Origin of the sequence: Cyclobacterium xiamenense (assembly GCF_900109255.1) — a bacterium.
GTDB lineage: Bacteria > Bacteroidota > Bacteroidia > Cytophagales > Cyclobacteriaceae > Cyclobacterium > Cyclobacterium xiamenense.
This window is the reverse complement of record NZ_FNZH01000001.1, coordinates 1,019,835-1,033,840: the sequence shown is the minus strand read 5'-3', so window position 1 is coordinate 1,033,840 and position 14,006 is coordinate 1,019,835. Positions and strand designations below refer to the sequence as shown.

Genomic DNA, 14,006 nt, shown 5'->3' with positions numbered 1-14,006 from the left:
CTTATCTTACAGGCAGAATATAGCGTAAAATAAAAACACATGCAAGGAGATAACCCGAATCGGAAAGTCTTTTTAGATTTAATCTGCTTATTTCTCCATTAATGTAATTTAGTTTTACGATCGCTGTCACAATGCTTAGCTTGAACCATGATACCTACACCAACCCGTTATTTGGCTCCCGTTTTGTCTGGGCTCTTGTATTTTATGGCATTTTTGCCGCTAGTCGGATCGGTTTCGTTCGCACAGAGTAGCTCGGAGATATACCATGAGCTGTTACGGCTCCGTGAAACGAAGCGCGTACTGTATGTAGCGGCTCATCCCGACGACGAAAATACCCGCTTGATCGCCTACCTGGCAAATGGCCTGCACGCCGAGGTGGGCTACTTGTCCCTCACCCGGGGAGACGGTGGACAAAACCTTATTGGCAAAGAATTAGGCATTGAATTGGGCATGATCCGAACGCAGGAATTGCTCAAAGCCCGCGAAACAGACGGAGGAAAGCAGTTCTTTTCCAGGGCAATCGATTTCGGATACAGCCGAAATCCTGACGAAACACTTAGCAACTGGGACAGAAATAAACTCCTTTCCGATTTGGTTTGGGTCATTCGCAATTTTCAGCCGGATTTGATTATTACCCGGTTCAATACCACCCCCGGCACCACGCACGGGCACCACACGACCTCTGCCATCCTGGCGGCTGAGGCTTTTGAACGCTCGGGACAGGCCGATGCCTTTCCCGAACAGTTACACGAGGTCGAGCCCTGGTCTGCCAAACGCATTTTTTGGAACGCTTACAGCTGGGGAAGCCAGTACGAGCCCAAACCGGATATACCCTACCATACATTTCCGGTTGGCGAATACAATGCGCTGTTAGGGACCAGTTATTCCCAGATTGCAGCGGACAGTCGCACCATGCATAAGTCCCAGGGCTTTGGTTCTACAGCAAGTATTGGCGAGGGAAAAGACTTTATCGAATTTGTAGGAGGAGAGCCGTTTGAGTCCGATCCCTTTGAGGGCATTTCCGACCGCTGGCAGCAGTTGTCCGAAGGTCGGGAAATTTTGAATCGAATAGAGGAGTTACTAGCGATTTTCGATTTTGCCACACCCGTCAATAACCTACCCGAGCTGCTGGAAATTCGAACAATGCTGAACCAGGTTCAAGAAAACTTTCCCTGGGTCAGTGAAAAACAACGTCAGGTGGAGCAACTCATTTTGGACGTTCTGGGATGGAAGGCCTTGTTTTTGGCAAATAAAGAGCTATCGTTTCCATCAGACCGGATTAATGCACGGCTGATTGTGAATCAACCCGGCGACGAACGCCTTGAGTTGGACCATTTCGAAGTATTGGGTACCCGCTATCCGATCAACGCAGGTCTTTCCAACAACCAACCTGTCGAATGGGAGCAGGAATTGCGAATTCCGTCCACGCACCCGGTCTCTCAGCCCTATTGGCTGAAAAGTCCGGCCGAAGATAATCTCTACACCGTAGCCGAGCAAAACGCTATCGGGAAGCCTTTTAACGATCCGGCCGTTAGCGGAATCCTTCGTTTTCGGCTTTACGATCAGGAAATGGAAGTACGCCTTCCCCTTCAGTACCGGTACAATGACCAGGTCAACGGGGAAATCATTCAGCCATTTACACTGGTTCCAAAGATTTCTCTGGCAGTGGATCAGGAGAACGTCTTTTTGCTCGGACAGCAGGAAGCCCGTATCGGGGTGACGGTGTCTTTTGAAGGAGCAATCGAACCTGGTGTGTTGGGAATCGAAGGATTGGAATCGGGTGATTACACGGTACTGGATAGCCTGGCTGATCCGAGCAGCAATCGCCTATTTTTTAACGTCGCATTGAGAAACCCAAATGGCGAATCCAAATCACAGCATACCGTGTTTTACAAAACGAGGGAAGGGTCGGTCTACATGCAAGGAAAAAAGCGGATCGTCCATCCGCACATCCCCAATCTGACCTATTTTCCTGAAGCTTCCTTTAATTTAATTCGCCTCAACATGGATCTCCGGAAACAGACCATTGGCTATATTCCCGGGGCCGGGGACGAAATTCCGGATATTTTGCGAAACCTGGGCTATACGGTAGAAATTCTCGAAAGCGGGAACCTGGGAGGATCGGTATTTGGAAAGTACACCACCTTAATTGTCGGCATCCGGGCCTTCAACGTTAACCAGGGGTTGGCCAACCAAACCGCTGCCCTGATGGATTACGTAAAGCAAGGTGGCAACCTTATCGTGCAGTACAATACCAGTTCTCCCTTGCTATCCCGGCAGTTGGGTCCCTATCCGCTGGAATTGTCCCGAGACCGGATTACGGTAGAGGATTCGCCGGTTTCCCTGATCCTGAAAGACCATCCGGTATTGACGCAGCCGAACACAATTGAGGAAAGTGATTTTGACGGTTGGGTCCAAGAAAGGGGCTTGTATTTTCCCGGTAGTTGGGATGAAGCGTACCAGACACCCCTGCAAATGCAAGATCCCAACGAGCCTCCGACAAAAGGATCGCTATTGGTAGCCCGTTACGGGGAAGGGACCTATACCTATTCCGGCATTTCCTGGTTCCGATTGCTGCCTGCCGGTGTACCGGGCGCAATAAAGTTATTTGTAAACCTCATCGAACAAGCCCATGAGTAAGGAGAGAGAATTCCATCACTGGAACCGATTGTACTGGATGCAGGTAGTGGTTTTGACCCTGTTAATCGCGTTTTTTTATTGGTTGACCCGCGCTTTTTCATGAGCTACCTAGACTGGTCCGTCATGTTTGGCACCTTGCTGGCGATTGCTGCGTATGGTGTGTACAAAACCTATGGTCCAAAGGACATGGACAAGTACCTGCGGGGTGGGGATGATCTCAATTGGTGGACCATTGGGCTTTCCATTATGGCCACGCAAGCTTCAGCCATTACTTTTTTGAGTACGCCAGGACAGGCCTATGCAGATGGCATGCGGTTCATTCAGTTTTATTTTGGCTTGCCCGTGGCCATGATCATTATTTCGGTGGTTTTCCTGCCGATCTACTACCGGCTAAAGGTCTATACCGCTTATGAATTTCTCGAATCACGGTTTGACCTGAAAACACGGACCCTCACGGCTGGCTTGTTTTTGGTACAGCGGGGCCTGGCTGCGGGGATCACCATTTATGCACCTTCCATTATTTTGTCCACCCTGTTGGGATGGAACCTGACCATCACCAATGTATTTATTGGCATGATGGTGATCATTTATACGGTTTCTGGCGGTACCAAGGCCGTTTCCATTACGCAAAAGCAACAAATGGCTGTGATGATGGGAGGAATGGTTTTGGCGGGTATCATCGTCATTCAACTGATCCCGGTAAAATTTACCGAAGCGCTGCACCTTGCCGGAAAGATGGAGAAATTGAACATCGTTAATTTCGAATTTGACCTTTCGGACCGGTATAATTTTTGGTCGGGGGTCACGGGCGCTTTGTTTTTGTTTCTTTCCTATTTTGGAACAGACCAGTCCCAGGTCCAACGGTACCTGAGTGGGCGCTCCCTTACCCAAAGCCGCATGGGCTTGATGATGAACGGGTTCTTGAAAGTCCCCATGCAGTTCGTAATTTTATTTATCGGGGTGATGGTCTTTGTGTTTTACCAGTTTTTTCAGCCCCCGGTCATCTTCAATACCATCCAACTGGATAAGCTCAAGCAAAGTGAATACGTCGAGCAACTGCAAGGCTTGGAGGAGGATTACAGCGAGGTATTTGCGCGCAAAAGTCAGCATATACAGGAATTGTTGGGGGCAATTGAATCGGAAGACGATCAGGAAGTTCGGCGGCAGCAAGCGCAGCTTGCGGAGCAATCCCAAAAGCAGGAGGAAGTACGCGATCAGGTGAAAGCCTTGATCGTCCAGCACGACCCGCTGGCAGAAACCAACGATACGGACTATGTGTTCATGCGTTTTGTCATGGATTATTTGCCCCAGGGTATCGTAGGGCTCTTATTTGCCGTGATTTTCAGCGCGGCGATGTCCTCTACCGCCTCCGAATTGAATGCCTTGTCGGCTACTACCACTATGGATATCTATAAGCGGTCCTTGTACCGATCCGGAAGTTCCCGGCATTACATGTTGTCCTCGAAGTGGTTTACCGCTCTTTGGGGCTTGTTTGCCGTGTTGTTCGCTACCTATGCTACCTTGTTTGAAAACCTGATACAGGCCGTCAATTTATTGGGTTCCTTATTTTATGGAACCATATTGGGTATCTTTTTGGTTGGATTTTTCTTAAAGTGGGTAGGGGGTAGAGCTGTATTTTCAGCGGCGATTCTTACGGAAGTACTGATTTTGTTGCTCCATTACTTCAACGGAACAACGGTATACGGTTGGGATATCGACGTGGGGTATTTGTGGTACAATGCCATTGGCTGCCTACTGGTCATGCTTATTTCCATGCTGATTCAGCTTGGTACGGGCGCAGGGCCACAAGGAAAACCGGCGTTAGATAAAGAATAAAAGGTAATAAGAGCTGCCGGGGGTCGGCAGCTCCTGCTGTGGATTATTTTAGCGATTCAATCAATCGTTCGTTCAAGCCGATATAATCCGGATTGTTGGCCTCTTCGGCCATGTTCATGGATTTTTTGGCCGTTTCTTCAGCTTCCGCTTTCATACCCAGTTTGGCCTGGATTTTTGCCATCAAATGTACGGTGTAGTACTTCGGGTCTTTCTCCACCGATTTGCTGATCCATTCCAATGCGGTAGTTAGGTCTTTATCGTTGGTGAAATAGTAATTGGCCGCCTGAAAATTGAGACCGGGATTGTCGTTTTCCTGGTCGATGAGTAATTCTTTAATTTGTTTCATGACAATGGGATCCACTTCCGATTCCAACCGAAACCCAATCTGGGTCTTGTCCCAGGAAAGGTTTAATGTGGCTCCGGAATCGGTTAGGTCTGCAAATGCCATGGTCATGGTTTCCACTGGCTCTTTTAGCTTTTGGGCGGGTACTTGAATCCGCAAGGCGTCGTCGCTGGAATCGTAGCCCATGGCACCCCATAATTCGGTATTTTTGGAGAAGATCACGGTCCACTGACTTTTTCCAGGGATCGAATACAAGGCGTATTTTCCTGCGGGGAGGGCTTGTCCGTTTACGGTTATTTCGGTATCGAATTCGAGGGTACTGGGATTATTGGCCCCGGTACGCCATACTTGTCCGTAAGGCACCAGTTCCCCAAAAATTTTTCTTTCCCGTTTTCCGGGACGGCTGTAGTCCAGGTGGAGTACTGTGAGTCCCATTTGCTGACTGATTTTGCTACTCGGGCTGGCCTGTGGCATGCTGATCTGCGCCGAGACAGAAAATTGCACCAATGACAAAATAGCGATTAGAAAAAGCATTTTTTTTGTTTTCATAGTTATTTTTATTTAGATTGTCTGTATGATTGCCTTGAAATTCAACTCGGGATTGCAGCCTGGGTTTACTTTATTTTAACGGTTCTATAAATGTGGGCAAAGATAGTTAAATTGCAGGAATTACGTTGAAAAATTCAATCTTCCTGCCCGGTATTCGTGTGTGTACAGTGTAGGGTTGCAGGAATTTTGGGCGATCATTTTTAACTTGTTTTATTTCTAACAGGATTATTCTTTCAATGGGACTAGCAATTGTTGCGCCAAATAAATCGGAAAAAGAAATCGCGAACTGGATCGCAGTTTTTAATGAGTTGGACCCGGGTATTGACCTTCAGGTGTATCCGGAAGTCGGCAGGCCGGAGGATGTGGAAGTGGTAGTTCTTTGGCAACACCCAAAGGGGATCCTCAAGAGATTTCCCCATTTGAAACTGATTTGTTCCATGGGCTCCGGGGTAGACCATATCCTGGCCGATTATGTGCCCGATAAGGTGCCGATCACCCGGATCGTGGACCCTCGGCTTACCTATTCGATGACCAATTACGTGGTGATGGGCGTTCTCAATTTCCACCGGCAAATCCTCCGCTACATTCGAGACAAACGGTCCAAAACCTGGGATATGAGCCAGCCCGAGATCCCGATCACGGTAGGCGTGATGGGAGTGGGTGAACTCGGGGGAGATGCGCTCGATAAGCTTGCTGGCTTAGGGATTCCGGTGGTCGGATACGGCAACCGTCCCAAGGCCGATTTCCGGCACCCTTATTTTTACGGAGAACAATTGAAGGCCTTTCTAGACAAGGTGAACGTGCTGGTCTGCCTGCTTCCGCTGACGGAGAAGACGGAGGGTTTTCTAAACAGCGCATTCTTTCAGAAATGTACGCCGGGTACCTACCTGATCAACGTGGCCCGAGGCAAACACCTGGTGGAAGCGGATCTGATCCCGGCCATTGAATCCGGTCGAATTTCAGGAGCCTTACTGGACGTATTTCAGCAGGAACCCTTGCCCCCGGAGCATCCCTTTTGGACACAAGAGCAAATTACCATTACCCCGCATATAGCCAGTATTACCAATTACCGGGCTGCAGCCCCCCAAATTATAGAAAACTATAAAAATTTGCTGCAAAACAGACCCCTGATCAATCAAATAAGTAAGACACAGGGGTATTAAACCTATTGATTCTTTATGAAAACCTATACCATCCTTTGTCCTACCGACTTTTCGGAATGTTCGTTAAATGCGATCGAATATGCCGCAAAATTGGGTGAAAAATGGAATGCAAATCTATTTTTGCTACACGTTCCGGATAAGGAAGACTACGAGAAGCTTTTTCCGGGGGCTGCGCCGGGCGAAGGCCTTCAGACAGCCAAAAAAAAGCTAGAATCCCTGGTGGCGGCGGTGCGGGAAGAAAGCCTTTCCCGGGGCCTTAATTCCTGTAGCGGACTCCTAAAAGAAGGAAAAACCATCTCCACCATCTTAAACTGTGCCGAAGTTGAAGCGGCAGATTTGATCGTGATGGGCACGGAAGGTATCAATGAATTTAAGAAAAATTACATCGGCACCAAGTCAAGCAAGGTGGTGCAAAGCGCAGACTGCGACGTTTTTATCGTTCCCAGAAAAGTCTTTTTCAAAATCCCCAGAAAGGTGGTGTATGCTACCAACTACCAGGAAGAGGACAAACTGGCCATTCAGCGCGTGGTGGATTTTGCGAAAGTCTTTGATTCGGAGCTAGATGTCGTGCACGTAAGTACACGAATTCACACCATCGACAAGGCGCTCCATTTGACTATGGTGGAAGAAGTAGAACCGTTTGTTGCCATGGAAAAGGTGAATTTTGTCCTAAAATCCTACCGGGATGACCCTGGCCTGGGACTAGAAAACTACCTCATCACGGCAAAGGGAAACGTGCTCTTTACGCTGAGTAAAAAGAAAACCTTTTTTGAACAGTTGTTTACAAAAAATTTGTCAAAAAAAATGTCCTACTTCATCAACAAGCCGCTCTACGTGATCAAGCGCCTTTGATTTTTGATCGGATGAAATTTTTAAACTCCCTACGGGTGGCCTTGTCAGTCACCAATTTATTGAGTATCGCGAAAACGTGCCGGATGGTGAGTGGTTTGGCCTTTTCTGGTTTCGGTTGAGAGTCGCTGCCCGGTAGGGACTGTTCGTTTCCATTATCCGGCTGCCGTTGTTCCGGAGGCGTATAGCCGGTTAGTCGGTCCGATTTGGAAAAGCTCTGCCGCGCTGCACCCAGGTAGCCCAACTTTTCCTCTACCAACCCTTTATTATTCAACGATACTGCATCTTCTGGATCCATCTCAATCGCACGTTCGTAATCTTCGATAGCCCCTTTCAGATCGCCGATCCGGTCCTTGAAATAGGCCCTGCTGGAATAGCGGTACGGATTCTGTGGGTCCAGATTTAGGGCCTGGTCGAAGGCTTGCATGGCTTCTTCGTTTCGCCTCAATAAATGCAAAACCACCGCACGGTCACTAATAAAGGTAGTATTGTAGGGCTCAAGTTGTAGGAGCGCATCGAAATCAGCGATTGCCTGATCCAATGCGCCCAACCGGGACTGAATGCGCGCCCGGTAATGCAGGTGCTCAGGTAGCGGCCCCTCCGATTCAATGAGCTGATTAAAGACCTTTAGGGCCTCTTCAAATTTACCCTCCTTGTAATAGGCAATGCCAATTTCCAATGATTTCAATGTCGCTACGTTTTGGTTACGCTATAGATACAAAAGTAAGGAAGGTATTGTTTCCATCCACCCTTGATAATCCTTTATTCTTTTTATATTTGAACTCTTATCGCGATATTTTTAATTCAGGTATGCCCAGTAAACCGGAAAGTATTCTCAAAGATCTGGAAGCAAATAACTTTGCACCCGTCTATTTTCTTCAGGGAGAAGAGCCCTATTTCATCGATAAAATAACCGGGTATATTGAAAACAATGCCCTTGCTCACCAAGACCGTGGATTCAATCAGATCATTCTTTACGGGAAAGAAACGAACATGGCAACTATTCTGACCAACGCCAAACGGTTTCCCATGATGTCTGAACGACAGGTAGTCATCGTAAAGGAGGCCCAGGCCATCCAGGATTTGGGCAGGGAGCAGGCCGATCAGCAACTGATCCATTACCTAAAAAACCCCCTTCCCAGTACCATCCTCGTTTTTGCCCACAAATACAAGGTCTTGGATGGAAGGAAGGCCCTGGCGAAAGAACTGGACAAGCGGGCCGTTTTTGTGAAATCCGATAAGGTACCCGAATACAAATTGGCCCCCTACATTGACGACTATGTCAAAGGAAAAGGGTTTACCATCGAGACCCGGGCCTGTCAGGTGCTTGCCGAGTCCATTGGTAACAACATGGAGGTGCTCACCAATGAAATCGATAAGATGCTTATCAACTTTGATGAGCCGGTAGCGATCAATACCGGGCACATTCAGCAGTTCATCGGAATCAGCAAGGACTTCAATAATTTTGAGTTGACCAATTCACTTAGCTATAAGGACGTACAAAAGGCGAATACCATCATTCAGTATTTTGCGCAAAACCCAAAATCCCACCCCTTGATTCCCCTATTAAGCCTGCTTTATTTGCATTTTAGTCGCCTGCTTCAGGTAAAGGCTAGTAAGGGAATGGGAGACCGTGAATTGGCCGTTGCGCTGAAAGTAAACCCCTATTTTATAAAAGAATACACAACTGCGGCAAAAAATTACCCCTTAGGCAAGATTATTGATATCATCGGATACCTAAGAGAGGCAGATTTGCGTTCCAAAGGTGTCTTAGCCAACAATCTGGACGAGTCACAAATTCTCAAAGAACTCATTTTTAAAATTCTACATTGATCCGAGCGATGAAAAGAAAACGGATAGGATTGCTAGCAGTGTATTTGGTTTTGGGAGTACAGCTGCTTGCTTCAGGACAGGCCACCCTACACCAGCAGGAGGTCGAACCCGCCTTTCAGGATGCATTGGATTTGTTCTACAAAGACCAGTTTGCCGCTTCCCGCGAGGCCTTTGAGCAGTTGCGCCTTCACGAACTGAGCCGGGAGAAATCCATTGAGGTACACTATTACCAGGGACTTTCTTCACTAAGGGGGGATTTTCCGGAGGGCACGTCTTCGCTCGAAGCCTTTGTACTGGATTATCCGGAAGAGCCCCTGGCTCATGAAGCGGCATGGGTTCTGGGTAATCATTACTTTACCGGACGGAATTACCGGGAAGCCATTGAAAATTTTGGCCGCTTGCGCGGAATTCCCCTAAGCCAGGAGCGGCATCCGGAGCTATTATTCAAAACGGGTTATAGTTTTTTTCAATTGAAAAATTACTCACAGGCCCAAAACTACTTCGAACGGGCCAAACGTTACAAAAGCCCTTTTTTAGCCAGCGCGTATTACTATGCCGGTTTTAGTGCCTTTCAACAGAAAGATTTTGAGACGGCTGTCACAAATTTTAAAGAAGCCGAAAAGTCCAGGGAATTTAGCCTGAAGGTTCCCTACATGTTGACGGCACTGTATTACCAACAAGGAGACTTGCCCCAGGTAATTGCCTACGCCGCGCCCATCATCGATAAAGCCGGACTTGAAAAGCGGGAGCAGGTGCATTTATTGCTCGCGGAGGCGTATTACGCGGATAATGCCTACGAACAAGCCGCTTACCATTACCAATCGTTTGTTTCCGCGAAAAAAGGTGCCTTGTCCCGGGACCAACAGTACAAGGCGGGAGTAGCCCATTATGAAATCAGCCAATTTCAAATCGCCAGTAATTTTTTCAAAGAGGTAGCGCTCCTAAGCGACGCTTTGGGTCAGGTATCCAGCTATTTTCTGGGCCATGCCTACATTCAATTAGAGAACTTGCCCTTTGCGGCCAATAGTTTTAGTGCGGCCTATAAAATGGCCTTCAATCCGGAGATAAAAGAAGAAGCCTTGTTTAATTACGCCAAGGTAAACCTGGAAATGGGCAAATTTCAGGAGGCGGTTACAGCGCTGGACCAATACCTGAATGATTATCCCCGGGGAACTCGTTTCGCACAAGCCGAAGACTTGCTCAGCGACGCGCTGATCAATACCAACAATTACCTGCGGGCGATCCAGCACATGGAACGCATGCAGCAGCCGTCGGCGCGTATACGGGAGGCCTACCAAAAAGTAACCTTCTACCAGGCGATGGCCTATTTCCGGGACAATAATCCCTCGGGTACCTTGCAGCTTTTGGACAAGTCGCTCCGTTACCCCGAGGACAAGTCCCTGCAGGTTTTGGCGCAATTTTGGAAAGGTGAGGCAAATGCGGTAGCGAATAAGCCGGAAGCGGCCATACAGGCGTATGAACGTGTATTGGCCATGAACCCCCCCAGCTCTGATCCTGCGCTCATTAAAACCCACTATGGCCTGGGATATGCTTATTTTAACCAGGGGAATTACGATAAGGCCGAAAGGCAGTTCAAAGCCTATACGGACAAGTTGCGAAACAACCGCGAACGCGAAAAAGAACAGTACCACGATGCCCTGTTGCGCCTGGGAGACGTGTATTACATACAGAAAAAATTTGATGCAGCAGCCACTACCTTTCAGCGAGCCATTAAGGAAAGCAGTCCGTATAGCGATTATGCCTATTTCAGGGGCGGCGTTGTGGCCAATTTTCAAAATAGAAACCTCGAAGCGATCCGGCTATTGGACCAGGTGGCAAACCGCTTCCCCAACAGCCTTTACCTGGAAGATGCGCTGTTTCAAAAGGCCCAAATTCACATGGAGGATCTAAATTACCGGCAGGGAAGGGAGGTTTTCAGTACCCTGATAGCCCAGAAACCCAATAGTCCGTTTATCCCCTTTGCGCTGGAGGGCAGGGCGGTAGCCAATTATTCCCTGAAGGAATACGACCAGGCAATTGCGGATTATAAAAAGATTCTGGACGACTACCCCAATGCTTCCAACGGAGAAACAGCCCTGGTGGGACTCCAGGAGAGTCTCTCCCTGCAAGGGAGACCCGAGGAGTTTTCTACGTACCTGTCGGAATACCGCAAATCGAATCCCAGTAGCAGTAATTTGGAAAACGTGGAATTTGAAGCAGCCAAAAGTCTGGTATTCAATCAATCGTACGAGCAGGCAATCCGCTCGTTGGAAAGCTTTCTGCGAAATTACCCGAATTCCAGCCAGGTACCCGAGGCCAGCTATTACCTGGCGGACGCGCATTACCGGCAAGGCAGTACCGACAAAGCCCTGGAGCGCTACTACCAATTGGAAAACACTTCCGATATCAACCTGAAAACCCGGGTATTCCAAAAAATAGCGATCATCGAATTTGAACGGGAAAATTATGCCAAAGCCATTCCGTATTTTGAGTTTACCGCCGAAAACGCCCGAAGTGTTGCGGAGGAATACGATGCCTATTCCGGACTAATGACAGCCACCTTTGAAATCGGGAATTTCCCAGAGGCCGTTAGTTGGGCCGATAAGATCGTTGCATTGGGCAATATTACGGTAGATGCGGTACCAAGAGCCTTGCTAATCAAAGGAAAATCACTGGAATCCAATGGTAATCCGACCGAGGCGGCAGCGGCATACCGGCAATTGGTCGAAAATTATACCTCGGAGCAGGGTGCCGAGGCGTTGTATCGACTCGCATGGATACGAAATCAAGCGGGTGAACACGAAGCTTCCAACGAACTGATTTTCAGCTATTCGCAGCCCTTTGCTTCGTACGAACGTTGGTACGGGATGCAGTTTGTGCTACTGGCAAAAAATTACATCGCCATGGATGAAACCTTTCAAGCGAAGGCAACGCTTGAATCCATTGTCGAGAATTCCTCCGTTCCGGAAGTTGTAAATGAAGCCGAAGAATTATTGCAAACCATCAACACCACCACAGAATGAAGCAGGGGAAACAGCGATTGATCTGGGGAATCTTACTGGCGGCCGTGCTTGGCGGACCCCTACAGGCACAAGATCAGCCCGAATCTCAACGGGGGGAGATTCGGGATACGGAGTTTATCATCCGAAAAGACCGGGTATTGACGCTTCCCAAACAGTCCCGGGTTTTCGAAAATAGCCCCGCATTGCCCCCGGTCTCCACTACGCCCAATTACAGCTACGAGGTAACCAACTATTTTCTTCCCCTTGCTCCGGTGGCGCTAGAAACCCAACCCTTCCAAAAGGATTTTCCCCGGCCGGAAACAGACCAAACCATGGGAACTGCCAAACTTGGATTTGGTAATTATGCCTCACCGTTGATTCAACTGGATCTTTTTCCCCAGGTCGATCCGGAGCTTTCCTACGGGCTCCACTTGAAGCACCAGGGCTACTATACCGGTCCGGTCGATGGGGAAAACTCCGCCGAGACCCATACCCGGGTACGGCTAACCGGTAGTATGTACAAAGACATCGTGGAAATCTACGGGAAGTTTGGCTACGAAAGAGATGCCTATCATTTCTATGGGTATACCCCCCAACCCGAGACACAAGTGCTTGCCGATACGATTCGGCAGGTTTTTCATACCATTCGGACACAGGTAGGTATCCGGAGAATTGAACAGACGGAACCCTTTAACTACGGAGCCAGCCTTTCGTTGCGGTTGTTTGACGATCGGTACGAAGCGCAGGAGACCGAAGCCCTGGTAAACGCAAACGTGGGTTTTCGCGCCAATGAAAACCTAAATGGGGGAATTGAATCCCTGTTGGCCTTTACTTCCCCAAGTGATGTGAATTACGAGTCCATTACCAGAAACTATTTCAAATTGCATCCCTATGCCCAGTACATTCGCGAGGGACTACAGGTAAAAATCGGGGCAAATGTGATTCACGAAAACGACATCGTTCCGAATAAGTTGAAGGAATTTTATGTGTTTCCGACGGTCTTTCTGTCGTACCACCTGCTGCCGGAGTTTGGCATTTACGGTAGGTATGCCGGTGACGTCAACCGAACCACCTATCACGATTTCGTACAGGAAAATCCGTTTCTGGGTCCCTCCGAACAGCTTCGGAATGCCATACAGAACTTTCAGGTAGATGCAGGTATTTCTGGAAAGGTCAACGATCTGGTCAATTACCAGCTGGGCTTCAAATACGGGGACTTTACCAATTTGCATTTCTTTGGAAACAACGCCATGGATAGCACCCGGTTTCAGCTTATTTACGACAATAACGCCAAGGTATTGGAGTACCACGGTACGGTCAACTATACCTACGACAATGCCTATCGACTCGATGCCTCTCTTCATTACTACCAATACACCCTGGATGAAATTGCTTCCGCCTGGCACCGTCCGGAGTGGGAGGCCCGCATAAACAATTCCTTTACCCCGGATGAGCACTGGACCATCCATGCCAACCTTCATGCGATGGGAGGTATCCGGGCCATCAATCTGGCTTCGGACACCGAACGAAGACTGGATCCCCTGCTGGACCTGCACCTGCACGCGGATTATGCATTTACCCGCCGGTTTTCCGCCTTTGTTAAAGGAAACAACCTGCTCAATCAGCGCTACGAACGGTTTAACTACTATCCCGTCCGAACCATTCAGGTTCTTGGAGGTATCGGGTTCAAGTTTTAGGTCGGTTTAGCAGGGTCATTGGTCGGGAAATATGGTGCCATTATTGCCGATTTGATCGTTTTACTTTAGCTTAGCAAATTGAAACAATCTTTTT

Annotated in this window: 9 protein-coding genes; 7 read left to right on the top strand and 2 right to left on the bottom strand. The window is 48.4% G+C overall.

What is annotated here, in order from left to right:
* Window positions 1-147: 147 nt before the first annotated feature.
* Window positions 148-2,640 (top strand): PIG-L family deacetylase, encoded by a 2,493-nt coding sequence (locus BMW71_RS03820; RefSeq protein ID WP_244891067.1) that lies wholly within the window; start codon window positions 148-150, stop codon window positions 2,638-2,640.
* A gap of 99 nt (window positions 2,641-2,739) precedes the next feature.
* Entirely contained in the window at window positions 2,740-4,476 is a 1,737-nt protein-coding gene (locus BMW71_RS03815) for a sodium:solute symporter family transporter (RefSeq protein WP_092169638.1), read from the top strand.
* A 43-nt stretch (window positions 4,477-4,519) separates the two neighbouring features.
* On the opposite strand, the gene BMW71_RS03810 is transcribed toward BMW71_RS03815, so the two are convergent.
* Window positions 4,520-5,368, bottom strand: coding sequence for a DUF2911 domain-containing protein (locus BMW71_RS03810; protein WP_092169635.1), 849 nt, complete (start codon window positions 5,366-5,368; stop codon window positions 4,520-4,522).
* A 236-nt stretch (window positions 5,369-5,604) separates the two neighbouring features.
* Between BMW71_RS03810 and BMW71_RS03805 the strand changes: the two genes are divergently transcribed.
* The gene (locus tag BMW71_RS03805; protein ID WP_092169633.1) at window positions 5,605-6,531 is read left to right on the top strand and encodes a 2-hydroxyacid dehydrogenase; all 927 of its coding nucleotides are present in this window, start codon (window positions 5,605-5,607) and stop codon (window positions 6,529-6,531) included.
* 15 nt (window positions 6,532-6,546) lie between these two features.
* A complete protein-coding gene (locus BMW71_RS03800) occupies window positions 6,547-7,383 on the top strand; it encodes a universal stress protein (RefSeq protein WP_092169630.1) in 837 nt (278 codons plus the stop codon).
* Here BMW71_RS03800 and BMW71_RS03795 read toward each other — a convergent pair.
* Complete coding sequence (locus BMW71_RS03795) at window positions 7,370-8,068, bottom strand: tetratricopeptide repeat protein (protein ID WP_092169627.1); 699 nt, start codon at window positions 8,066-8,068, stop codon at window positions 7,370-7,372. The genes BMW71_RS03800 and BMW71_RS03795 overlap by 14 nt on opposite strands.
* A gap of 122 nt (window positions 8,069-8,190) precedes the next feature.
* Between BMW71_RS03795 and holA the strand changes: the two genes are divergently transcribed.
* Genes holA through BMW71_RS03780 form a run of 3 tightly spaced genes read left to right on the top strand, consistent with a single transcriptional unit; the run spans window position 8,191 to window position 13,912 of the window.
* Window positions 8,191-9,213 carry a DNA polymerase III subunit delta gene (gene holA / locus BMW71_RS03790; RefSeq protein ID WP_092169625.1) on the top strand — a complete coding sequence of 341 codons (1,023 nt, stop codon included), beginning with the start codon at window positions 8,191-8,193 and terminating at the stop codon, window positions 9,211-9,213.
* 38 nt (window positions 9,214-9,251) lie between these two features.
* A complete protein-coding gene (locus tag BMW71_RS03785) occupies window positions 9,252-12,236 on the top strand; it encodes a tetratricopeptide repeat protein (protein ID WP_244891080.1) in 2,985 nt (994 codons plus the stop codon).
* The gene (locus BMW71_RS03780) at window positions 12,233-13,912 is read left to right on the top strand and encodes a porin family protein (protein ID WP_244891066.1); all 1,680 of its coding nucleotides are present in this window, start codon (window positions 12,233-12,235) and stop codon (window positions 13,910-13,912) included. The genes BMW71_RS03785 and BMW71_RS03780 overlap by 4 nt, the downstream gene beginning before the upstream one ends.
* The last annotated feature ends 94 nt before the right edge of the window (window positions 13,913-14,006 follow it).

Coding starts and splice junctions, on each gene's coding strand:
- BMW71_RS03820 (WP_244891067.1), top strand. CDS start 148: ATGATACCTACACCAACCCGTTATTTGGCTCCCGTTTTGTCTGGGCTC.
- BMW71_RS03815 (WP_092169638.1), top strand. CDS start 2,740: ATGAGCTACCTAGACTGGTCCGTCATGTTTGGCACCTTGCTGGCGATT.
- BMW71_RS03810 (WP_092169635.1), bottom strand. CDS start 5,368: ATGAAAACAAAAAAAATGCTTTTTCTAATCGCTATTTTGTCATTGGTG.
- BMW71_RS03805 (WP_092169633.1), top strand. CDS start 5,605: ATGGGACTAGCAATTGTTGCGCCAAATAAATCGGAAAAAGAAATCGCG.
- BMW71_RS03800 (WP_092169630.1), top strand. CDS start 6,547: ATGAAAACCTATACCATCCTTTGTCCTACCGACTTTTCGGAATGTTCG.
- holA (WP_092169625.1), top strand. CDS start 8,191: ATGCCCAGTAAACCGGAAAGTATTCTCAAAGATCTGGAAGCAAATAAC.
- BMW71_RS03780 (WP_244891066.1), top strand. CDS start 12,233: ATGAAGCAGGGGAAACAGCGATTGATCTGGGGAATCTTACTGGCGGCC.